We start from the raw sequence: 22,615 nt of genomic DNA, 5'->3' as shown, positions 1-22,615 counted from the left end.
GATCATCCAGCGGCCTGTCTGTCCGTTTCTCCTGCGGCACAAATTCTGCTTGAACAACCCGGTAGCGACAGCCGTGAGGCAATCAATCGGCTTACCCCCTACTCGCTGGCAGAGGATTGCCGTATAACGGGCAACAATCGCGTGTTCGGCAACGAAGGACCCAGAATAAAAGCTGATGAAGACTCCAAAACGCATTGAACCCCTGATCGAAGACGGTCTGGTCGACGAGGTGCTGCGCCCGCTCATGAGCGGCAAAGAGGCAGCTGTTTATGTGGTGCGCTGTGGCAAAGAGCTGCGGTGTGCCAAGGTGTACAAGGAGGCCAATAAACGTAGTTTCCGTCAGGCGGCGGAATACCAGGAGGGCCGCAAGGTCCGCAACAGCCGCCAGGCCCGCGCCATGGCCAAGGGTTCGAAGTTCGGCCGTAAGGAAACCGAAGACGCGTGGCAGAACGCTGAAGTCGCGGCGCTGTTCCGTTTGGCAGGGGCCGGCGTGCGAGTGCCCAAGCCGTACGACTTCCTGGAGGGCGTGCTGCTCATGGAGCTTATTGCCGATGAATACGGTGATGCCGCGCCGCGTTTGAATGACGTGACGCTTGAGCCCGATCAGGCGCGCGAGTATCACGCGTTCCTGATTCAGCAGATCGTGCTGATGCTGTGTACCGGACTGGTGCACGGTGATCTATCCGAGTTCAATGTGCTGCTCACGCCTACCGGCCCGGTCATTATTGACTTGCCGCAAGCGGTGGATGCTGCGGGCAACAACCATGCGTTCACCATGCTCGAGCGCGACGTCGGCAACATGGCGTCCTACTTCGGCCGCTTTGCGCCCGAGCTGAAAGAAACACGCTATGCCCGTGAGATGTGGTCCCACTTCGAAGCCGGCACGTTGTCCCCTGCGACCGTGCTGACCGGGGAATTTGCAGATCCGGATGACATTGCCGACGTCGGCAGTGTCTTGCGCGAGATCGAAGCGGCGCGACTGGATGACGCAAGGCGCCAGGCCGCGCGAACGGCGGACGATGCGCCGCCGAACAAGTCCGAAGAACCGCCTCCGCCCTGGATGCAGTAGCAAGCCGCCAATGAAGCGCTGGATCAGTGTCCAGCGCTTCATTTTTACGGTGCTCAGCCATCTCCAGGTCCGGCGCGGGCTCAGTGGTAGGCAGGGTCCGGATCGGGTTCGAGAGGGTTGCATCCGGATGCTACCGTTTTGGTATACCCCACGTATGGCCTCCACGGCTCCAGATTCCACTCAGTTTTTTCCCGCGCGATGTACAGGTGGCAGGTCAGTTGGTTGATCATGCCCCTGTTGTTCGACCAGTGCTCGCTTTGTCCGAACTTCTTGACGATTTCATAAAACATGTAAGCGGTTTCGCTGGAATCAATATAGCGTCCGCAGTCACTGGGTTTAAGCGACAGCATCCATTCGTTGAATGGATAGTCGCTGCTGTATCGATAGACCCACTTTCCGCTTTCAATGTATTCGGGGCAGTTCTGCTTGATAGAAGGCTTGAGTGGTTTCTGCTTCGCCACTTCAGCGGCTGATAGTTGCGTGGCGGCGGCGCTGGTTAACAGTGCTGCGATTAATAGCGTACTTGATTTCATGGGGTATTCCTCTCTAACGAATGTTGAGCGGTCGCTTGATGAACGTGTGCCAGTTCGTGATAAAGCGTTGAGTGATATCGCGCCCGGTTGAGTCAAACGACTTGATCCCTTCAGAGGCTATCTCGTAATGCTGGACGACAGGTTGTCGGCCCACACGAGTTGTGAGTAGAAAGTCGCTATGCTGTTGAATCTAATCCTTCCATGGGTTGAGGTGTCACGCCATTGCAATGCGCATTAAACGTATGCTGGCTTTTTGCGCGTACCGTGGCGAGTAAGTTTCAGTTTTTATCGCCCCGGAACATGGCTGTTCCAAGGGTGACGCTGTTATCTAGATGTTGTTTTGATGTGGCTTCAGGGTGTATGTGCGCCATGTTGCAAACTCCATGTAAGCAGGGCTGGGTGATCGTGTCGTGCATTCAACTTATAGATGGAAAGCGCGTTGTTTACCATGTTCTACGAATATCGATTCGCGATAGGATGCTGGCACGCATATAGCGAATAAAACAGCGGGGCGCCGGCAGCGCCGAGTTGCCTGTCGGAAGTTGTGCAATGAAATGGCACGAGTGGGGGGTATTGCGCGGGGATACGCTCACTGAAATCGATTGACTTCAGGCTGACCTCGCGGCGGTGGCGAGGTCATTGTTCGCCGTGATCAGTAATTCAAATCCGCTTTCTTCAAATACAAACCGCTGGGCCCGGACGCGATGCGGTATTTCAGAACGTCACCTGCATTGATGTGCAGGCGCGTGTTGTTCTGCGCCTCGATGCCCGGCGAGCAGCCCGGTGTCTGGCCCGGCAGCACACGCAGGCGCACCGACAAGTCGCCGGCTGGCAAATTGAATGACCGCGACTCTTCCTGGTACAGGCGGCCGACGAGTTGGTCCTGCATGAAAATCCCGATTTCGCAGGAGGTAGAGATCTCCAGGCGCTCGCGGGAAATGATCAGCACACCATAGTCCTGATCGGCATGAGCCAAGGTCGCGGAGGCCAACAGACCGGCTAAACCTGCGATACGCAGAACTGACCAGCGCATGGCTGATTCTCCTGATGACGTGAGTGGGCTCACTTTGGCGCAGAGCGTAGAGGAATGCCAGCCCGGCAGATCCATAGAAAACTTGACCTTGTCCCGACGGGAAGGTCTTAGATAGCGTGATCACACGTTTTCGATGGGAAGAGGAGTCAGCCAATGCAGGTATTCAAGGTTCAAGGCATGACCTGCGCGCATTGCGTGCGCGCCGTCACCGATGCCATTCAGGGACAAGACCCGACGGCGCAGGTGCAGGTTGATCTGGCGAACGGGGAGGTCAAAGTGCAAAGCCAGCTTGAGGCTGAGCAGATTGTGGAATTGATCGAAGAAGAAGGTTACGCCACGACGCGCACATAGCAGGGCTGGCCTCTTCCCGGCTAAAGCCAGTCCTGCAGAACCGTCGCGCGCATCGTAGGACCGGCTTCAGCCGGGAAGGCGTCAGGGGTCGCACAAAAAAATCACGAGCGTGCCACTCAATAGTGATACCACTTCAGCTCCAGCATCACTTCATTCACCGGCGATGTCAGCTGGCTGAAGTCGCGCTGCGCGCTGAGCCGCAGGCCAAGATTGCGCGACAGCTCCCATTGCTGATTGAGGCTGATGTTGCGCCGCACTTCACCGTTGGTGAAGTAATCGCCCTTGGTTTCCAGACTGAAATTACCCAGCGGGTTGCGCCACAGCACACCGGTATTGAACCCCGCGGCCGGCGAAACCAGCGCCGAGAAATCGTTGTTGTGCTCAACCCGCACGGTGCCCATTGCGAAGCCCAGCACGTCGTCCCCAAGCTTCCACGTGCCGCCGGCGCCGCCGTTGACATGGCTGACCAGGTTCTCGTCGCCGTGCTTGCCCAGTACGCGCTCAAGGCCGCCTGCCACCTGCCATGACCACGGTTGCAACAGCTCGTTGCGCGGTGTCAGCGAGCGAATGGTCGCCAGATCGAGCCGCTGCACTTGCCAACGATTGTCTTCGTATTGGCGCAGCTTGAGCTGGAGGATTTCGATCTGCGCGCCCAGCGGGAAGCCGTACGCGTTGTCGTTCAAATCGTGGTACGCCATGCGCAGGCCGTACTCTGCAAACGCCTTGTCATCCCGCGTCCCCGCACCCAGTTGCCAAGTGCGCGACTCATGCCCGTCCTCCGGCAGTCCCGGCCGCTCAATCTCCAGCGCCGGCGGCGGATTGGTGCTGATCGCGCGCAGCAGTTCATAGCTGCGTTGAGCGCTTGTAGGATCGCGCTCCTGACCATTGGCGCGATATCGCTCCAGCCTGTAGGCCGCGTCCTGAATCAGCGCGCGACGTTCCTTCGGCAGGGCGATGTAATCGGCACTCTGCATTTGCTTCTGGTCCGCACTGACTTTCAACACCCACTGCTGCTCGTCGTGATTCAACGGCTCGGCGCGGCTCAGCAGCTCGCGCTCCCGGGAAGGGCGATAGTCGATCTTCTCGACAAGTCCTGCTTCTTTCACAGCACGAACGGTGTCCGTGGGAATGGCTGTCAGACGAAACTGCGGCGTCAGGTCCAGGCTCGGACGAGCGACTTGGAGCAGCTCCAGCAAACGGTAGGAGCAGTTTTCGTCGAAGAAGAAATACCCGAAGCGAATCTGTTTGAGTTCCCACACGTGCTCGACCATGCGCCGGGTTTCTTCCGGCGTCAGATTGAGGCGGTATTCCCACAGATCACGGTTCTCAAGGCTACGGTACTCGGAGAGTTTTTCCTGATAAGGCACCAGCGCGAACAGACCCGGATAGCCTCCCGCCAGGCCTTTCCACGCGTACAGAATGCTGTTGTCGGAACCCTCGATGTAGGCGCCGAAGTTGATCGCGTAGCTGAGCAAGGCGGTCTTGTTGGCCTGCACGTCCGCCTGATCGATGCGCAGCAGCGTGTGGCCAAACATGGACGACGGGCTGTTGAGGTACGCCGCCGGGAAGATCAGCACGGTGCTGTCCGGGGCGACATCGGAAAACCACTTGTTGAATTCTTTGCAGTCGACCGCGGGCAGGTCGGTCAGCTTCAGTTCGTCACGCAGAAACCGCGTGCGGGAGGGGTAGACGCATTGAGGGTGTGCGTTTTCCTGGCCTTGGGTGACGGGGCGGTAGATCGCCTCAAGCGTCGCGGCCAGCTCGGCTTTGGGGTCATGGGCGCCGTTCTGGGCGAGGAAAAATTTCGGGTCGTCCACATAGCTGCGCCAGCCACCCAGCTTGCCGGCTTCGTAGTGACCGATGGAGATCCAGAACCTGGAATTGGCCAGTTGCTGCAAACGATCATTGTCGACGTGAGGCGCGGCGTACAGCGGGGCGCAGACACAGAGCGCCAGCCAGGCAAGGCGTTTGAGCATAGATTGGCAACTAGTCAGAAGTGGGCAGGGCGGAGAACCTGCCTTCCGGGGAGGAAGGCAGGCGGCACGACTTTAAGCTTGGGTCGCGTATTTAGCCAGAGTCGGATCGTTCTTCAGGATGTCGATGGTGTTGGTGTGAACATCTTCAGCAGTGGCGTCGGCCTTGGTGAAGATCTGCTGATAGTGCTCGTGGGTGACTGCGGCGAAATGCGCACGGTCTTCCGGTGCAACGCCCAGCACGACCGCGTAGGTGGTCAGTGCTTCGCCCTGGCCCATGGCCATGTCTTTGGAAAGCTCGTCCATCATGCCATTCATGGCAATCCAGGATTTGCCGCCGTAAGTCAGCGCGCTGTTGGTGGAGCAGCCGTTGGTGCCCGAGGTCATGCCGAAGGTGGCGTTGCCCGAAGTACCGTTGGTGGTGGAAGCGAGGAAGTGAGCGGGAGTGCCGCGTTGACCTTCAAACAGCATGTTGCCCCAACCGCAGTCCGGACCGCCAGGCGCTTGAGCCATGGCGTTGATGGACACAGCGGCGAAGAGAGTACCAAGAAGAATCCGTTTCATAGCTTTAGTCTCTGTTGTTTCAACCAAGGGTCGGATTCCTGGCCGATAGGGCGCCAGGGCGGACCGGTTATTTAAATTGTTACCAGTCGCGCAAGTTGGAGTTTAGGCACGATATGAACGTTCCGTCAGCTATTGCAGATTGTTACGTGTAATCCGCCTCCACCAGCTGTGTAGGACGGTTCCTCATATGGAAAAGCGATCAGGTGGTTCATGCCTTGCCAGTGCGGTGCGGCGAGCGCCAGAATGCGCCCATCTGCCCCGCCTGATGTAAGGATGTCCGATGCCCGATTCTGTTGCTGCCAGCTTGCGACTTGCGCCTGAAGCGCTGACCCGTCCCTTTTCCGCTGAACAGTTCAGCTTCACGACAACCAACGATCTGGAACCCTTTCGCGGCGTGCTCGGTCAGGAACGAGCGGTCGAAGCCCTGCAATTCGGCGTCGCCATGCCGCGGCCCGGCTACAACGTGTTCGTCATGGGCGAGCCCGGCACCGGCCGGTTCTCCTTCGTCAAGCGCTACCTCAAGGCCGAAGCCAAGCGCATGCAGACGCCGTCGGACTGGGTGTACGTCAACAATTTCGACGACGCCCGTGAGCCGCGCGCGCTGGAATTGCCGCCCGGCAGCGCCAGCGCTTTCATTGCCGACATCAACGGACTGATCGACAACCTGCTGTCGACCTTTCCTGCGGTGTTCGAACATCCGTCCTACCAGCAGAAGAAGAGCTCCATCGACCGCGCCTTCAATCAGCGCTACGACCGCGCCCTCGATGTCATCGAACGTCTTGCGCTGGAAAAGGACATCGCGCTGTACCGTGATAACACCAACATCGCGTTTACCCCGATGCTCGAAGGCAAGGCACTGGACGAGGCCGAGTTTTCGCAATTGCCGGAAGCCGATCGCGAGCGTTTTCACAACGATATTTCGACGCTCGAAGAGCGGTTGAATGAAGAGCTCGCCAGCCTGCCGCAGTGGAAGCGCGAGTCCAACAACCAGATGCGTGAGCTCAATGAAGAGACCATCATCCTCGCGCTTCAGCCGCTGCTGGCACCGTTGTCCGAGCAGTACGCCGAGAACGCCGCGGTGTGCGCCTACCTTCAGGCGGTGCAGGTCAACCTGCTCAGGACCGTGGTCGAGCAACTGGTCGACGACAGCAAAACCGATGCCCAGGCGCGCAAGCTGCTCGAAGAGCAATACTGCCCGAGCCTGATGGTCGGCCATTCCGCCAGCGGTGGGGCGCCGGTGGTGTTCGAGCCGCACCCGACCTATGACAACCTTTTCGGTCGCATCGAATACAGCACCGACCAGGGCGCGCTTTACACCACATTCCGCCAAATGCGGCCTGGCGCGTTTCACCGGGCCAACGGCGGTTTTCTGGTGCTGGAAGCCGAAAAAATGCTCAGCGAGCCGTTCGTGTGGGACGCCCTCAAGCGCTCCCTGCAATCGCGCAAGCTGAAAATGGAAGCGCCACTGGGTGAACTGGGTCGTCTGGCCACCGTGACCCTGACCCCGCAGACCATTCCGTTGCACGTCAAAGTCATCATCATTGGCGCGCGGTCGCTGTATTACACGCTGCAGGACCTGGATCCGGACTTCCAGGAGATGTTCCGGGTGCTGGTGGATTTCGACGAAGACATCCCGATGGTCGACGAGAGCCTTGAGCAGTTCGCCCAGTTGCTCAAAACCCGGACCTCGGAGGAGGGCATGGCGCCCCTGACGGCGGATGCGGTGGCGCGTCTTGCCACCTACAGCGCGCGCCTCGCCGAGCACCAGGGGCGCTTGTCGGCGCGCATTGGTGATCTGTTTCAACTGGTCAGCGAAGCGGACTTCATCCGCAGCGTGGCCGGTGACGAACGCACTGACGCGGGGCACATTGAGCGCGCGCTGAAGGCCAAGGCCACCCGCACCGGTCGTGTGTCGGCCCGAATTCTCGATGACATGCTTGCGGGCATCATCCTGATCGACACCCATGGTGCGGCGGTCGGCAAGTGCAATGGCCTGACGGTGCTGGAAGTGGGCGATTCGGCGTTCGGTGTGCCGGCGCGGATCTCGGCGACGGTTTACCCGGGTGGCAGCGGCATCGTCGACATCGAGCGTGAGGTCAACCTGGGTCAGCCGATTCACTCTAAAGGCGTGATGATCCTCACTGGTTATCTGGGCAGCCGTTATGCCCAGGAATTCCCGCTGGCCATTTCCGCGAGTATCGCGCTGGAACAGTCCTACGGCTACGTCGATGGCGACAGCGCTTCCCTCGGCGAGGTCTGCACGCTGATTTCCGCACTCTCGAAAACCCCGCTCAAGCAGTGCTTCGCCATCACCGGTTCGATCAACCAGTTCGGCGAGGTTCAGGCGGTCGGCGGCGTCAACGAGAAGATCGAAGGCTTCTTCCGACTCTGCGAAGCCCGAGGTCTGACCGGTGACCAAGGCGCGATCATTCCTCATGCCAACGTCGCCACACTGATGCTCGACGAGCGCGTGCTGCAAGCCGTGCGCGCGGGGCAGTTCCACGTGTATGCCGTGCGTCAGGTGGATGAGGCGCTGAGCCTGTTGGTGGGCATGTCGGTCGGCGAGGCGGATGAGGACGGTCAATTTCCCGATGATTCGGTCAACGGCAGGGTGGTGGACCGTCTGCGCGACATCGCTGAAATGCTCAGCGATGACGACCTCAAAGAGCTCGAAAAGGAGGCGCCACAATTACAGCCCGAGCTGAAAAGCTAGGCCTTTGACGTCAATGAAACGGGGCGCTTGATGGCAAAATGACCATTCGGCGCCCTTTTCGTTTTCGCGCTTTTCCAACGGGGTATTTGTTCGATATTGTCGGGTTGCAGCAGTTGTCAAAGGGACTGACGCGTTTCCCTCGTTATGCGAAGGAGATGAATACTGCAATCAATGAGGAGCTCGCCATGCCGCGCAGCCTCTGTCTCACTCGCCAATGCCTGGGTCTGGTGACCCGAATCGAATGTGTGGTTCGCCCGCTGTCAGGCGATAAAGGAATGTGGACCTTGTTGTTCGCTGCCGGGATGTCTGGCGAGCAGCCTTCCGCACTCAAGGCTCAGGGGCCTTTTCATGGACCGATTGCTGCCGAATCGGTGCTTGATGCCATTGCTGAAAGCCTTGTGTTGCATGGCTATCAAACGGCGGAGGAGATCCCTATCTGGGGCCTTCACCTTCAGGGGGAGCTGCGAAGAATCAACAGCGATGCCGCCCAGGGTCAGCGGACGTCTCCTGTCAACTGACCCCTGCGCCTCGACGAGTCCGGGATCTGCCTTCTGCTGTCTGCAGATGCGGATTTGTCGAGCGCCCCCAATGCCTCATCTTGCGTTATTGTTTCAACTCTTTTCGGGGTGGGTTGTGCTAATCGGCCTTCGCCCTATACTCGCGAGCTTTTAAATTACCTGTGAGCTTCAATGGAACGTTTTATCGAAAATGCCATGTACGCATCGCGCTGGTTGCTGGCGCCGATCTACTTCGGTTTGTCTCTGGGACTGCTGGCGCTGGCGTTGAAGTTTTTCCAGGAAATCTTTCACATCATCCCCAATGTGTTCGCCCTGGCTGAATCGGACCTGATCCTGGTGCTGCTGTCGTTGATCGACATGGCGCTGGTCGGTGGTTTGCTGGTCATGGTGATGATCTCCGGCTACGAGAATTTCGTGTCGCAGCTGGATATCGACGAAGGCAAGGAAAAGCTCAACTGGCTGGGCAAGATGGATTCTTCGTCGCTGAAGATGAAAGTCGCGGCGTCCATCGTCGCGATTTCGTCCATTCACCTGTTGCGGGTGTTCATGGACGCCAAGAACATCGAGCCGCAATACCTGATGTGGTACGTGATCATCCACATGACATTTGTGGTCTCGGCCTTCGCGATGGGTTATCTGGACAAGCTGACCAAGCAGTGATTGCGTGCACTTGTGGCCGTGCGGTGATAGCAGCGTTCTGAGCAAATATGACCAGCGGCATCGCTGGTTTCTTGCGCTACGGCCTCCATCAGCGAGACTGAGTACTCGCCTATTCAGCCAGTGACCACGAGGCTCGACCATGAACTTGCAGGAACTCACTTCCCATGCCGGCGCCGGCCGCATCGACGAACTCAACCTGATCTCCATAGAAGGCGGTATCTACCTGCTGGAAGCGAGGATGCAGGGCGTCGGACATCGCTTGGTCGACTCGCATAACAAGGCATTGCACCTGCGTTCCGTCGAGCACGCGCGGGAGCTGCTGCAGTCGGTGCCGCCGCTGCCGTTCAGTCTGGTCCACGCGGTGGTTCACGATGAAATGTGCGGCGTGCACGATGAGCTGGACCAGAACGTCAAGATTCCCCTGTCCATTCGCTCGGCCTGGTAGAGGTTACGGGTATTACGCTTTGTGCTAGGCTGCCCGGCCTTTAAATACGGGCGCCCCAGGGCGCTCTTCAGCGGAGCAGTCTCATGTCCGAAGTCAATCTGTCCACAGACGAAACCCGCGTCAGCTACGGCATTGGCCGTCAACTGGGCGACCAACTGCGTGACAACCCGCCGCCGGGTGTCGACCTCGACGCTATTCTGGCTGGCCTGACCGACGCTTTCGCCGGCAAACCGAGCCGTGTGGGCCAGGAAGAAATGGGCGCGAGCTTCAAAGTCATCCGCGAAATCATGCAAGCCGAAGCAGCTTCCAAAGCGGAAGCAGCGGCTGGCGCCGGTAAGGAATACCTGACCGAGAACGCCAAGCGTGATGGCGTGACTACCTTGGAATCTGGTCTGCAATATGAAGTGATCACCGCAGGCGAAGGCGCTCAACCGACCCGCGAAAGCAATGTGCGCACCCATTATCACGGCATGCTGATCGACGGCACTGTGTTTGACAGCTCCTACGATCGTGGCGAACCGGCTGAATTTCCGGTCGGCGGCGTGATTCCAGGCTGGACCGAAGCCCTGCAACTGATGAAGGCTGGCAGCAAATGGCGTCTGTACGTTCCTAGCGAACTGGCGTACGGCGCTCAAGGCGTTGGCAGCATTCCGCCGCACAGCGTTCTGGTCTTCGACGTCGAGCTGCTCGACGTTCTGTAAGACCGTGTAGCACCCGCTTCACGCTCGACAGATGCCGAGTCAGCCCCGCGCTGGCTCGGCATTGTCGTTTTATCTGCTGTCATCAATGCAGTTCACTGGCCGGACGCAATGCCCGCGCATAGCAGAACAGAAACAGACTTCGCACCATCTCCTTCTGAACGCCGGGTTCGCTCGAACTCAGGCTGCTGACATCCAGATCCCCCTGATCGCGCAATTCGTCGAGCGCCTCTTCCTCCAGCACTGCACACACTTGGCCTGTCTCGCGATCCAGGATGCGCAGGTAGGGCTGTGGCCGATCAAGCCAGGCATCAATCAGATACGTCATGTGCTTCTCCTTAAATGTTTCAATGAGAATAATTCTTATCTGAGGAATAGCAAGGATCTATTTGAGATTAATTCGCATTGAGTGTGAGGTCTGGCTAAACGGCCCTGGATCGCAGACAACAAAAAGCCCGTCACGTGGACGGGCTTTCAACGGAGCAGGGCAGGGGTCAGTGTGTGCGAGCGACCGCAAATTCACTCAGTTCGACGAGTGCGTCGCGATAGACGCTCGGCGGCAGTACGTCCAGACAGGCAATGGCGCGAGCAATGTAGTCCCGTGCCAATTGGGCGGTGTACTCAAGGGCACCTGACTTTTCCACGGCATCGCGGATACTTTCGAGATCTTCCAGGCCGCCTTTCTGAATGGCCTGGCGAACCAGCGCAGCTTGTTCAGGCGTGCCTTCGCGCATGGTGTAGATCAGCGGCAGGGTTGGCTTGCCTTCGGCGAGGTCGTCACCGACATTCTTGCCGAGGGTTTCCGCATCGCCGCGATAGTCCAGCAGGTCGTCGACCAATTGGAATGCCACGCCCAGATGATCACCGAAGGTACGCAGCGCTTCGCTTTGCTCCGGACCGGCGTTGGCCAGGGCTGCGGCGCTGTGGGTCGACGCTTCGAAGAGCATCGCGGTTTTGCCGCGGATGACTTCCATGTAGGTTTCTTCGGTGGTGCTGGCGTCGCGGACTTTGGACAGCTGCAACACTTCCCCTTCCGCGATGATCCGCGTGGCCTTCGACAGGATCTGCATCACCTGCATCGAGCCCAGTTCGACCATCATCTCGAACGAGCGCGAATACAGGAAATCACCCACCAGTACGCTCGGCGCGTTGCCCCACATCGCATTGGCGGTCGAGCGGCCGCGGCGCATGCCGGACATGTCGACGACGTCGTCGTGCAGCAGCGTGGCGGTGTGCAGGAATTCGATGGTTGCGGCCAACAGGCGCAGGTCATCACCGCCAGAGCCCAGCGCTTTGCCGCACAACAGAACGAGCAATGGGCGCAGACGTTTACCGCCAGCGGAAGTGATGTAGTCGCCGATTTTGGAGACCAGCGGCACGCGCGATGTCAGCTGCTTCTTGATAATGTGGTCGACGGCTGTAAAGTCGTCCGCCACAGCGGTGTAGAAGGCTTGGGGTTGCATCAGCGAGACGTGCTCCAGAAGGGTTGCGCGGCATGCTAGGTTGCAGGCCCAACCCTGTCAAGGCGTGACATAACGCAGCTTGCAAGGCGTTGATCGCTTGCGTACAATCGCGCACCCTAACTTCCTGGGCAGCACCTGCCTTACGCAATTGCATGTCGGCCTTCCAGCCTTGTGCAGCCATGCCAGCCAATACCTCTTCCTATAAAGAGCTGGGTGAGCAGGATTATCGGAGATACACCATGTCTTATGCAGTAATCGTTACTGGCGGCAAGCAATACAAGGTCGCCCCAGGTGAATACCTGAAGATTGAAAAACTGGAAATCGCTACCGGCGAATCCGTTACTTTTGATCGCGTTCTGTTGGTTGCCAATGGCGACGACGTGAACATCGGCGCTCCAGTTGTTGCAGGCGCTACCGTTGTGGCTGAAGTGATCTCCCAAGGTCGTCACGATAAAATCCGCATCATCAAGTTCCGTCGTCGTAAGCACCACATGAAGCGTATGGGCCACCGCCAGTGGTACACCGAGATCAAAATCACCGGTATTCAGGCTTAATTTCAGCCTAATCCTCACTAGGAGAATTGACTCATGGCACACAAAAAAGCTGGTGGTAGTACCCGTAACGGTCGCGACTCAGAAGCCAAACGCCTTGGCGTGAAGATGTATGGCGGCCAGGTTATCGTTCCGGGCAACATCATCGTGCGTCAGCGCGGCACCCAATTCCACGCTGGCTACGGCGTTGGTATGGGCAAAGATCACACCCTGTTCGCTAAAGTCGAAGGCGTGATCAAGTTCCAGGTTAAAGGCGCCTTCGGTCGTCGCTATGTAAGCATCGTGCCAAAGACTGAAGTCGCGGCATAATCTTGCGTTCAGGGGGTGTGAGGGCCTGACCTTCACACCTCCTGAGCTGAAAAGCCCTGTCGATGACAGGGCTTTTTCGTTTGTAGAAGGTCCTGTTTCTGGTGAGTCTCTTGCAAAGCTGTTTGTGTGGGCCGTTGTGGTGTGAAGTCGCTGGTTTTTGATCGGTATCGCAACGCTCATCTTTGCAAGAGCCTTATGAATCTATGTTGTTTGCTCGTCTTTGTGACGGGAGGCGTGCGCTATGAAATTTGTTGATGAAGTATCCATTCGAGTAAAGGCCGGTGATGGCGGTAACGGTTGCATGAGCTTCCGCCGCGAGAAATTCATCGAGAACGGCGGTCCTAACGGTGGTGATGGCGGTGACGGCGGCTCGATCTACATGATCGCCGACGAAAACCTCAACACCCTGGTCGACTACCGGTATACCCGCCACTTCGACGCCGAGCGCGGTTCGAACGGCGGCAGCACCGACTGCACCGGTCGCAAGGGTGAAGAGCTGGTGTTGCGCGTGCCGGTCGGCACCACCGTGATCGACGCCGGTACCCAGGAAGTCATCGGCGACTTGACCAAAGCCGGTCAGCGTCTGCTGGTGGCCCATGGCGGCTGGCACGGTCTGGGCAACACGCGTTTCAAATCCAGTACCAACCGCGCACCACGTCAGACCACGCCGGGTAAGCCGGGTGAGCAGCGTGACCTCAAGCTGGAGCTGAAAGTACTGGCTGACGTGGGTCTGCTCGGTTTGCCGAACGCTGGCAAGAGCACGTTCATTCGTTCGGTGTCCGCTGCCAAGCCCAAGGTTGCTGATTATCCGTTCACCACTCTCGTGCCGAACCTGGGTGTTGTCAGCGTCGATCGCTGGAAAAGCTTCGTCGTTGCCGATATTCCCGGCCTGATCGAAGGCGCTTCACACGGCGCTGGTCTGGGGATTCGTTTCCTCAAGCACCTGGCGCGTACGCGTCTGTTGCTGCACCTCGTCGACATGGCGCCGCTGGATGAAAGCAGCGCGCCGGATGCCGCGGAAGTCATCGTCACTGAGCTGTTCAAGTTCAGCCCTGCGCTGGCGGACCGTGATCGTTGGCTGGTGCTGAACAAGTGCGACCAGATCCTCGAAGAAGAGCACGAGGCCCGCAAGCAGGAGATCATTGATCGCCTGGAGTGGACCGGTCCTGTCTACGTGATCTCGGCCATCGCCAAAGAAGGCACCGATCGCCTGACCCACGACATCATGCGCTATCTCGAAGACCGCGCTGATCGTCTGGCCAATGACCCGGCGTACGCCGCAGAGCTGGCTGAGCTGGATCAACGCATCGAAGATGAAGCCCGCGCCCAGTTGCAGGCGCTGGATGATCAGCGTGCCTTGCGCCGTAGCGGCGTGAAGAGCGTGCATGACATCGGCGACGATGATTGGGATGAGGAAGACGTGGAAGACGAAGATGGTCCGGAAATCATTTACGTCCGCGACTGATCGACTGAAGTAAACTACGACGCCGCTCTTGAAGCGGCGTTTTAGTATCTAGAATTCGGACTCTCTGGCTTAAGGTTGAAAGATCATGCGGAGCAAGGTGACAGGTGCCCAGCGTTGGGTGGTGAAGATCGGAAGTGCGCTGCTGACAGCGGACGGCAAGGGTCTGGATCGCAACGCGATGGGTGTTTGGGTCGAGCAGATGGTGGCCCTGCATGAGGCAGGTGTCGAACTGGTCCTGGTCTCGTCCGGCGCGGTAGCGGCCGGCATGAGCCGTCTGGGCTGGACTGCGCGACCGAGTGCCATGCATGAGCTTCAGGCCGCTGCAGCAATCGGTCAGATGGGTCTGGTGCAGGCGTGGGAATCCAGCTTCGCCGAGCATCAGCGCCATACCGCGCAGATTCTGCTCACCCACGACGATCTGTCCGACCGCAAGCGCTACCTGAATGCCCGAAGCACGCTGCGCACCTTGGTTGAGCTGGGTGTCATCCCTGTCATCAATGAAAACGACACGGTCGTCACCGACGAGATCCGTTTCGGCGACAACGACACGCTGGCGGCGTTGGTGGCCAACCTGGTTGAAGCTGACCTGTTAGTCATCCTGACCGACCGCGACGGCATGTTCGATGCCGACCCTCGCAATAATCCCGAGGCGCAGCTCATTTATGAAGCGCGCGCTGATGATCCCGCCCTTGATGCAGTGGCCGGCGGCACCGGCGGTGCGCTGGGTCGTGGCGGCATGCAGACCAAATTGCGTGCTGCACGACTGGCCGCTCGCTCGGGTGCGCACACCGTGATCGTGGGTGGTCGCATCGAGCGCGTGCTGGCGCGTCTGAAAGCCGGTGAGCGCTTGGGTACGTTACTGTCCCCGGAGCGTGAAATGCTCGCGGCTCGCAAGCAGTGGCTGGCCGGGCATCTGCAAACCCGTGGCACGCTGGTGCTGGACGATGGTGCGGTCAAGGCATTGACCGAAAGCCACAAGAGTCTGTTGCCGGTTGGCGTCAAGCTGGTGCAGGGCAGCTTTCGTCGCGGCGAGATGGTGGTGTGCGTGGCGGCTGACGGCCGCGAGATCGCCCGGGGTCTGAGCAATTACAGCGCGCTGGAAGCGCAGAAGATCATTGGTCTGCCCTCTGACGCCATTGTCAAGGAGCTGGGTTACATGGCTGAGCCTGAGCTCGTGCACCGTGACAACCTGATTCTGGTCTGAATTGCATCATCAAAAAAAGGAAGCATACATGCGAGTCATGAAAGGGCTGGTAGGCGCGTTACTGATGTTGCCAGTGCTGGCGTCAGCTGAAGAGATCGGCCAGGTATCCACCGTGTTCAAGATGGTAGGTCCGAACGATCGAATCGTGGTCGAGGCATTCGACGACCCCAAAGTCGACGGCGTGACGTGCTATCTGTCCCGCGCGAAAACCGGTGGGGTGAAGGGTGGGCTGGGCCTGGCTGAAGACCGTGCCGAAGCGTCCATTGCTTGCCGGCAGGTCGGCCCCATTCACTTCAAGGAGCAATTGAAGGATGGCGACGAGGTGTTCAAGGAGCGGACGTCGCTGGTGTTCAAAACCATGCAGGTCGTGCGATTCCTCGACAAGAAGCGCAACACGCTGGTGTACCTCGTCTATAGCGACAAGGTGATCGAGGGCAGCCCGCAGAACGCCGTGACTGCGATTCCGATTCTGCCATGGACGCCTGCGCCGGCGCCTTGATGCTGTAGAGGCGAATCGAAGAGAGGCAAATCGAAGGCAATAAAAAACCGACCCTGGGGTCGGTTTTTTAACAAGCGAATCGCTTAGGCTGCAGCAGCAAGGTTCAGAGCCTTGATGTGGCCATTCAGGCGACCTTTATGGCGAGCAGCTTTGTTCTTGTGGATGATGCCTTTATCGGCCATACGGTCGATAACTGGCACAGCCAGAACATAAGCAGCTTGCGCTTTTTCAGCGTCTTTAGCGTCGATGGCTTTAACTACATTCTTGATGTAGGTACGAACCATGGAACGCATGCTGGCGTTGTGGCTGCGACGCTTCTCAGCCTGTTTTGCACGTTTTTTGGCGGAAGGTGTGTTGGCCACCGTCGAGCTCCTCGAAAGACTTGGGAAATAGCTAACAAAATAGGCCGCGAATCATGCCGATGAGTTTGACACTTGTCAAGGGCAGTTGATGCGTTCCGCTGAGTGGTCGCCGTGTGGTGCCGAGGTGATTTCTTTCCGGCGTGCGACCTGTAAACTCGCGGGCTTTGGCTCTGAGCTGTTTTGCGGCGCGGAGTATCGCATATATGGAACGCGCTTTGGCGCTTCCTTTGGTCAGGCGTACAACCTTTCGATGAATCTACTCAAATCGCTTGCCGCGGTCAGCTCTATTACGATGCTTTCGCGGGTGCTGGGCTTTGTCCGCGATACGATCATCGCGCGCGCATTTGGCGCCGGTATGGCCACTGACGCCTTCTTTATTGCTTTCAAGCTGCCCAACCTGCTGCGCCGAATTTTTGCCGAGGGCGCCTTCTCACAAGCATTCGTGCCGATCCTGGCGGAATACAAAAGCCAGCAGGGCGAAGAGGCAACCCGCACATTTGTCGCCTATGTCACCGGCCTGCTGACCCTCGCTCTGGCGATCGTCACCGTGCTGGGCGTTGTGTTCGCCCCTTGGGTCATATGGGCAACTGCGCCGGGCTTTGCCGACACACCGGAGAAATTCCAGCTGACCTCGGACCTGTTGCGGGTGACCTTTCCTTATATATTGCTCATCTCGCTGTCGTCGCTGGCCGGGGCGATCCTCAACACCTGGAATCGCTTCTCCGTTCCGGCGTTCGTGCCGACGCTGCTTAATCTGGCGATGATCTTCTTCGCCCTGTTCCTTACGCCGTATTTCCACCCGCCCGTGATGGCGCTGGGCTGGGCGGTGCTGGCAGGCGGGCTGCTGCAGCTTCTTTATCAACTGCCACACCTGAAAAAGATCGGCATGCTGGTACTGCCGCGCCTCAACCTGCGCGACACCGGCGTCTGGCGGGTGATGAAGCAGATGCTGCCGGCCATACTCGGGGTTTCCGTCAGTCAGATTTCGCTGATCATCAACACGATCTTTGCCTCGTTTCTTGTCGCCGGATCGGTGTCGTGGATGTACTACGCCGACCGCCTGATGGAGCTGCCTTCCGGTGTGCTCGGTGTAGCGTTGGGGACGATTCTTCTGCCGATTCTCTCGAAAACCTACGCCAGCCGGGATCGCCACGAATATTCGCGCATTCTCGACTGGGGCCTGCGCTTGTGTTTCCTGTTGGTGCTGCCGTGCACCCTGGCGCTCGGGCTGCTCGCCGAGCCGCTGACGGTTTCGCTGTTCCAGTATGGCAAGTTTGATGGCGTAGATGCCGCGATGACCCAGCGTGCGCTGGTCGCGTATTCGGTCGGGCTGCTGGGCATCATCGTGATCAAGGTGCTCGCGCCTGGCTTTTATGCTCAACAAAATATCCGTACGCCGGTGAAAATCGCGATCTTCACCCTCATAGTGACTCAACTGTTCAACCTGCTTTTCGTCTACGTCATCCATCTGGCGCACGCCGGTCTGGCGCTGGCGATCAGTGTGGGGGCGTGCCTCAACGCCTTGCTGTTGTTCTGGCAGTTGCGCAAGCAGGACCTGTTTCAGCCGCAGCCGGGGTGGCCGGTGTTTTTGGGCAAGCTGATTATCGCTGTGGCGGTGATGTCTGCCGTGCTGCTGGGCCTGATGCATGTGATGCCCGCCTGGTCAGACGGTGAGATGCTGCAGCGATTCCTGCGCCTTGGCGCGCTGGTGCTGGCGGGCGTCGTGGCGTATTTCGGCACCTTGCTGGTGCTGGGCTTCCGGGTCAGACATTTCGCTCGCAAGGCGATCCTGTAGGATCAGTCGTCGTTTTCTGCCGGTTAACGTCGATTGTTGTGGTTTGCCCGGATGTGTCGCCTGTCGTTGACGGCGGTGTGTGGTTATAATCGGCCACTTTATGAGCAAGAAGCGCGTTATGCAGCTGGTTCGAGGCCTTCACAATCTGCGCCCGCAGCACCGGGGCTGCGTCGCCACCATTGGCAATTTCGACGGTGTTCACCGGGGTCACCAGGCTATCCTGGCGAGACTGCGTGAGCGTGCTGTCGAACTGGGCTTGCCCAGTTGTGTGGTGATCTTCGAACCGCAACCGCGCGAGTTCTTTGCTCCCGACACGGCGCCGGCCCGCCTTGCCCGACTGCGCGACAAGCTTGATCTGCTTGCCGCCGAAGGTGTTGATCTGGTGTTGTGTCTGGCCTTCAATCAGCGTTTCAGCAAGCTGAGCGCTTCCGAATTCGTCGACACCGTGCTGATCGATGGTCTGGGCGTGAAGCACCTGGAGGTTGGCGACGACTTCCGTTTTGGTTGTGACCGGATCGGTGATTTTGATTTCCTGCAAAAGGTCGGCGCCGAAAAGGGCTTCACCGTCGAGGCGGCGCAGACCGTCGAAATCGATGGCGTCCGTGTCAGCAGCACCAAGGTGCGCACTGCGCTGGAAGCCGCAGACTTCACGCTGGCCGAGCATTTGCTGGGCCGCCCGTTCGAGATATCCGGCCGGGTGCTGCATGGCCAGAAACTGGCGCGTCAGCTGGGTACGCCCACGGCCAACGTGCAACTCAAACGTCGTCGCGTGCCATTGACCGGTGTCTACCTGGTCAGCGCGCAGATTGACGGCAAGGTATGGCCGGGCGTCGCCAACATTGGCGTGCGTCCCAGCGTGGCGGGCGATGGACGTCCCCACCTGGAGATTCACCTTCTGGACTTTACCGGCGATATCTATGGCCGGCGTTTGACGGTGGTATTCCACCAGAAGCTGCGTAATGAGCAGCGCTTTGCCTCCCTGGAGGCGCTCAAGACGGCGATCGATGCGGATGTCGCTGCCGCTCGTGCCCACTGGCACGACCAACCGCTAAACTTTAGAGCCTGAAATGACCGACTACAAAGCCACGCTTAATCTTCCGGACACCGCCTTCCCTATGAAGGCCGGCCTGCCCCAGCGCGAGCCGCAAACTCTGCAGCGCTGGGACAGCATTGGCCTGTACCAGAAGCTGCGCGAAATTGGCAAGGATCGGCCCAAGTTCGTGCTGCACGACGGGCCTCCGTACGCCAACGGCAATATCCACATCGGTCATGCGGTCAACAAGATTCTCAAGGACATGATCACTCGCTCGAAGACCCTTTCGGGCTTTGACGCGCCTTATGTTCCCGGCTGGGATTGCCACGGTCTGCCGATCGAGCACAAGGTCGAAGTCACCCACGGTAAAAACCTGCCTGCGGACAAGACCCGCGAGCTGTGCCGTGCCTACGCGGCCGAGCAGATCGAAGGACAGAAAGCCGAATTCATTCGTCTGGGCGTGCTCGGCGATTGGGCCAACCCCTACCGCACCATGGACTTCGCCAACGAAGCCGGGGAAATCCGCGCGCTGGCTGAAATGGTCAAGAACGGCTTCGTCTTCAAGGGCTTGAAACCGGTCAACTGGTGCTTCGATTGCGCCTCGGCGCTGGCTGAAGCGGAAGTCGAGTACCAGGACAAGAAATCGTCCACCATCGACGTGGCCTTCCCGGTTGCCGATGCCGACAAGCTGGCTGCCGCCTTCGGTCTGCCAAGCCTGGGCAAACCTGCTGCCATTGTGATCTGGACCACCACCCCGTGGACCATCCCGGCGAACCAGGCGCTCAACGTTCACCCGGAATTCACCTACGCGCTGGTCGATACCGGCGAGCGCCTGCTGGTGCTGGCTGAAGAGCTGGTTGAGTCCTGCCTCAAGCGCTGGAACCTCGAAGGTTCGGTGCTGGCGACTGCCGAGGGTTCAGCGCTTGAGCTGATCAACTTCCGTCATCCGTTTTACGATCGTCTTTCGCCCATCTATCTGGCGGACTACGTCGAGCTGGGCGCGGGTACCGGCGTCGTTCACTGCTCGCCGGCCTATGGCGTCGACGACTTCGTGATCTGCAAGGCCTACGGCCTGACCAACGACGACATCATCAGCCCGGTGCAAAGCAACGGCGTGTACAGCCCGTCGCTGGAGTTCTTTGGCGGCCAGTTCATCTTCAAGGCCAACCAGCCCATCATCGACAAGCTGACCGAAGTCGGCGCGCTGCTGCACACCGAAACCATCACCCACAGCTACATGCACTGCTGGCGCCACAAGACGCCGCTGATCTACCGCGCCACCGCGCAGTGGTTCGTCGGCATGGACAAGCAGCCGACGTCGGGTGACACCCTGCGTAACCGCGCCGTGAAAGCCATCGAAGAAACCAAATTCGTCCCGGCATGGGGGCAGGCGCGCCTGCACTCGATGATCGCCAACCGCCCTGACTGGTGCATCTCCCGTCAGCGCAACTGGGGCGTGCCGATCCCGTTTTTCCTGAACAAGGAAAGCGGCGAGCTGCACCCGCGCACCGTCGAGCTGATGGAAGAAGTCGCTCAGCGCGTCGAGCAGGAAGGCATCGAAGCCTGGTTCAAGATGGACGCTGCCGAGCTTCTGGGTGACGAAGCGCCGCACTACGACAAGATCTCCGACACCCTGGACGTCTGGTTCGATTCCGGCACCACGCACTGGCATGTCCTGCGCGGCTCACATCCGATGGGCCACGAAACCGGTCCACGCGCTGACCTGTACCTGGAAGGCTCGGACCAGCATCGCGGCTGGTTCCATTCTTCGCTGCTGACCGGTTGCGCCATCGACAATCACGCGCCGTACCGTGAGTTGCTCACCCATGGTTTCACCGTGGACGAGAACGGCCGCAAGATGTCCAAGTCGCTGGGCAACGTCATCGCGCCGCAGAAAGTCAACGACACGCTGGGCGCCGACATCATGCGTCTGTGGGTTTCGGCGACCGATTATTCCGGTGAAATGGCCGTCTCGGACACCATCCTGCAGCGCAGCGCCGATGCGTACCGTCGCATCCGCAACACCGCGCGCTTCCTGCTCTCGAACTTGACCGGCTTCAACCCGGCCACTGACTTGCTGCCTGCTGAAGACATGCTGGCACTGGATCGCTGGGCCGTGGATCGTGCGTTGCTGCTGCAACGTGAGCTGGAAGAACACTACGGCGAGTACCGTTTCTGGAACGTCTACTCGAAGGTGCACAACTTCTGCGTGCAGGAGTTGGGCGGCTTCTACCTCGACATCATCAAGGATCGCCAGTACACCACTGGCGCCAACAGCAAGGCGCGTCGTTCCTGCCAGACCGCGCTGTTCCACATCTCCGAAGCGCTGGTTCGCTGGATCGCACCGATCCTGGCGTTTACCGCCGACGAGCTGTGGCAGTACCTGCCGGGCGACCGTAACGAGTCGGTCATGCTCAACACCTGGTATACCGAGCTGAGCGAACTGCCGGAAGGCTTCGAGCTGGACCGCGCCTACTGGGAGCGGATCATGGCGGTGAAGGTGGCGGTCAACAAGGAAATGGAGAACCTGCGCGCGGCCAAGGCCATCGGCGGCAACTTGCAGGCTGAAGTCACGCTGTACGCCGAAGACGCGTTGGTGGCGGATCTGTCCAAGCTGAGCAATGAGCTGCGTTTTGTGCTGATCACCTCAACGGCTAGCGTCGCGCCTTTCGTCAGCGCGCCTGCCGATGCTGTGGTCACCGAAGTTGCCGGCCTGAAACTCAAGGTCGTCAAATCCGACCACGCCAAGTGCGCGCGCTGCTGGCATCACCGCGAGGACGTCGGGGTCAATCCCGAGCATCCGGAAATCTGCGGTCGTTGCGTCGACAACATCAGCGGCGCAGGCGAGGTTCGTCACTATGCTTAATGCATCGGCTGGCCGTATGGGCCGACTGGGTTGGTTGTGGCTGAGCGTGCTGGTGGTGGTCATTGATCAGGCCAGCAAGTTCTACTTCGAAAACCGCCTGGAGTTGTACGAGCAGATCGTCATCCTTCCTGACTACTTCAGCTGGATGCTGGCCTACAACACCGGGGCTGCGTTCAGCTTCCTGGCCGACAGCTCCGGCTGGCAGCGCTGGTTGTTTGCGCTGATTGCGGTAGTGGTGAGTGCGGTTCTGGTGGTCTGGCTCAAGCGTCTCGGGCGCGACGAAACCTGGTTGGCGGTTGCGCTTGCCCTCATCCTGGGCGGGGCGCTGGGTAATCTGTACGACCGAATCTTCATCGGCCATGTCATAGACTTCATCTTCGTGCATTGGAAAGAACACGGCTTCCCGGCCTTCAATGTTGCGGACAGCGCCATTACCGTCGGCGCGATCATGCTGGCTCTGGACATGTTCAAGAGCAAGAAAACCGGAGAACCCGTCAATGACTGATAAGTC

The 22,615-nt window shown here is 59.0% G+C and carries 23 protein-coding genes; 16 read left to right on the top strand and 7 right to left on the bottom strand.

From position 1 onward, the window contains the following. The first annotated feature begins 175 nt into the window (after window positions 1-175). Window positions 176-1,069 carry a PA4780 family RIO1-like protein kinase gene (locus OKW98_RS26070; RefSeq protein ID WP_192133180.1) on the top strand — a complete coding sequence of 298 codons (894 nt, stop codon included), beginning with the start codon at window positions 176-178 and terminating at the stop codon, window positions 1,067-1,069. A gap of 80 nt (window positions 1,070-1,149) precedes the next feature. Here OKW98_RS26070 and OKW98_RS26065 read toward each other — a convergent pair whose 3' ends face one another. Then, window positions 1,150-1,602, bottom strand: coding sequence for a DUF2599 domain-containing protein (locus tag OKW98_RS26065; protein WP_265387268.1), 453 nt, complete (start codon window positions 1,600-1,602; stop codon window positions 1,150-1,152). Between the two features lie 652 nt (window positions 1,603-2,254). Next, entirely contained in the window at window positions 2,255-2,635 is a 381-nt protein-coding gene (locus tag OKW98_RS26060; protein WP_265387267.1) for a hypothetical protein, read from the bottom strand. A gap of 153 nt (window positions 2,636-2,788) precedes the next feature. Between OKW98_RS26060 and OKW98_RS26055 the strand changes: the two genes are divergently transcribed. Beyond that, window positions 2,789-2,986: a heavy-metal-associated domain-containing protein gene (locus tag OKW98_RS26055; RefSeq protein ID WP_265387266.1), complete on the top strand. Its 198-nt coding sequence runs from the start codon at window positions 2,789-2,791 to the stop codon at window positions 2,984-2,986. Window positions 2,987-3,102: 116 nt separating this feature from the next. Here the strand turns inward: OKW98_RS26055 and OKW98_RS26050 are convergent, their stop codons facing one another. After that, the gene (locus tag OKW98_RS26050; protein ID WP_265387265.1) at window positions 3,103-4,962 is read right to left on the bottom strand and encodes a DUF4105 domain-containing protein; all 1,860 of its coding nucleotides are present in this window, start codon (window positions 4,960-4,962) and stop codon (window positions 3,103-3,105) included. 72 nt (window positions 4,963-5,034) lie between these two features. After that, window positions 5,035-5,523, bottom strand: a complete 489-nt coding sequence (locus OKW98_RS26045; RefSeq protein ID WP_065987685.1) for a DUF3015 domain-containing protein — start codon at window positions 5,521-5,523, stop codon at window positions 5,035-5,037. Window positions 5,524-5,803: 280 nt separating this feature from the next. Here OKW98_RS26045 and OKW98_RS26040 point away from each other — a divergent pair, with 280 nt between their 5' ends. The 5 genes from OKW98_RS26040 to OKW98_RS26020 all read left to right on the top strand — a co-directional run bounded on the left by OKW98_RS26040 (window position 5,804) and on the right by OKW98_RS26020 (window position 10,560). Further along, window positions 5,804-8,236: a Lon protease family protein gene (locus tag OKW98_RS26040; protein ID WP_265387264.1), complete on the top strand. Its 2,433-nt coding sequence runs from the start codon at window positions 5,804-5,806 to the stop codon at window positions 8,234-8,236. Window positions 8,237-8,421: 185 nt separating this feature from the next. Then, the gene (locus tag OKW98_RS26035; protein WP_265389841.1) at window positions 8,422-8,754 is read left to right on the top strand and encodes a hypothetical protein; all 333 of its coding nucleotides are present in this window, start codon (window positions 8,422-8,424) and stop codon (window positions 8,752-8,754) included. A gap of 171 nt (window positions 8,755-8,925) precedes the next feature. Further along, entirely contained in the window at window positions 8,926-9,414 is a 489-nt protein-coding gene (locus OKW98_RS26030; RefSeq protein WP_265387263.1) for a TIGR00645 family protein, read from the top strand. Between the two features lie 139 nt (window positions 9,415-9,553). Beyond that, a complete protein-coding gene (locus tag OKW98_RS26025; protein ID WP_265387262.1) occupies window positions 9,554-9,859 on the top strand; it encodes a DUF6482 family protein in 306 nt (101 codons plus the stop codon). An 83-nt stretch (window positions 9,860-9,942) separates the two neighbouring features. Further along, window positions 9,943-10,560, top strand: a complete 618-nt coding sequence (locus OKW98_RS26020; RefSeq protein WP_265387261.1) for an FKBP-type peptidyl-prolyl cis-trans isomerase — start codon at window positions 9,943-9,945, stop codon at window positions 10,558-10,560. An 82-nt stretch (window positions 10,561-10,642) separates the two neighbouring features. Here OKW98_RS26020 and OKW98_RS26015 read toward each other — a convergent pair whose 3' ends face one another. Further along, window positions 10,643-10,885: a hypothetical protein gene (locus OKW98_RS26015; protein WP_265387260.1), complete on the bottom strand. Its 243-nt coding sequence runs from the start codon at window positions 10,883-10,885 to the stop codon at window positions 10,643-10,645. Between the two features lie 166 nt (window positions 10,886-11,051). After that, window positions 11,052-12,020, bottom strand: a complete 969-nt coding sequence (locus OKW98_RS26010) for a polyprenyl synthetase family protein (protein WP_074890505.1) — start codon at window positions 12,018-12,020, stop codon at window positions 11,052-11,054. A 239-nt stretch (window positions 12,021-12,259) separates the two neighbouring features. On the opposite strand from OKW98_RS26010, the gene rplU reads away from it, so the two are divergent. The 5 genes from rplU (at window position 12,260) to OKW98_RS25985 (ending at window position 16,048) form a co-directional block, all read left to right on the top strand. Then, window positions 12,260-12,574 carry a 50S ribosomal protein L21 gene (gene rplU, locus OKW98_RS26005; RefSeq protein WP_003230856.1) on the top strand — a complete coding sequence of 105 codons (315 nt, stop codon included), beginning with the start codon at window positions 12,260-12,262 and terminating at the stop codon, window positions 12,572-12,574. A 33-nt stretch (window positions 12,575-12,607) separates the two neighbouring features. After that, on the top strand, window positions 12,608-12,880 hold the full coding sequence (rpmA, locus tag OKW98_RS26000; protein WP_037015434.1) for a 50S ribosomal protein L27: 273 nt from the start codon (window positions 12,608-12,610) through the stop codon (window positions 12,878-12,880). Between the two features lie 241 nt (window positions 12,881-13,121). Next, window positions 13,122-14,345 (top strand): Obg family GTPase CgtA, encoded by a 1,224-nt coding sequence (gene cgtA, locus OKW98_RS25995; protein ID WP_074890507.1) that lies wholly within the window; start codon window positions 13,122-13,124, stop codon window positions 14,343-14,345. Between the two features lie 85 nt (window positions 14,346-14,430). Then, a complete protein-coding gene (gene proB, locus OKW98_RS25990) occupies window positions 14,431-15,549 on the top strand; it encodes a glutamate 5-kinase (RefSeq protein ID WP_265387259.1) in 1,119 nt (372 codons plus the stop codon). A gap of 28 nt (window positions 15,550-15,577) precedes the next feature. Next, window positions 15,578-16,048 carry a CreA family protein gene (locus OKW98_RS25985; protein WP_133774346.1) on the top strand — a complete coding sequence of 157 codons (471 nt, stop codon included), beginning with the start codon at window positions 15,578-15,580 and terminating at the stop codon, window positions 16,046-16,048. An 83-nt stretch (window positions 16,049-16,131) separates the two neighbouring features. Here the strand turns inward: OKW98_RS25985 and rpsT are convergent, their stop codons facing one another. Beyond that, entirely contained in the window at window positions 16,132-16,410 is a 279-nt protein-coding gene (rpsT, locus tag OKW98_RS25980; RefSeq protein ID WP_037015424.1) for a 30S ribosomal protein S20, read from the bottom strand. A 250-nt stretch (window positions 16,411-16,660) separates the two neighbouring features. On the opposite strand from rpsT, the gene murJ reads away from it, so the two are divergent. From murJ to lspA, 4 genes are all read left to right on the top strand, one after another. Next, window positions 16,661-18,205, top strand: coding sequence for a murein biosynthesis integral membrane protein MurJ (murJ, locus tag OKW98_RS25975; RefSeq protein ID WP_265387258.1), 1,545 nt, complete (start codon window positions 16,661-16,663; stop codon window positions 18,203-18,205). Window positions 18,206-18,323: 118 nt separating this feature from the next. Then, the gene (gene ribF, locus OKW98_RS25970) at window positions 18,324-19,271 is read left to right on the top strand and encodes a bifunctional riboflavin kinase/FAD synthetase (RefSeq protein WP_265387257.1); all 948 of its coding nucleotides are present in this window, start codon (window positions 18,324-18,326) and stop codon (window positions 19,269-19,271) included. A gap of 1 nt (window position 19,272) precedes the next feature. Beyond that, window positions 19,273-22,104, top strand: coding sequence for an isoleucine--tRNA ligase (ileS, locus tag OKW98_RS25965; protein ID WP_265387256.1), 2,832 nt, complete (start codon window positions 19,273-19,275; stop codon window positions 22,102-22,104). Next, a complete protein-coding gene (gene lspA / locus OKW98_RS25960) occupies window positions 22,097-22,609 on the top strand; it encodes a signal peptidase II (RefSeq protein ID WP_265387255.1) in 513 nt (170 codons plus the stop codon). The genes ileS and lspA overlap by 8 nt, the downstream gene beginning before the upstream one ends. Window positions 22,610-22,615 lie beyond the last annotated feature (6 nt).

The sequence above is a fragment of the Pseudomonas sp. KU26590 genome, from assembly GCF_026153515.1.
In the GTDB taxonomy this organism is placed as follows: Bacteria; Pseudomonadota; Gammaproteobacteria; order Pseudomonadales; family Pseudomonadaceae; genus Aquipseudomonas.
This window is presented reverse-complemented; position numbering and strand designations above follow the sequence as displayed.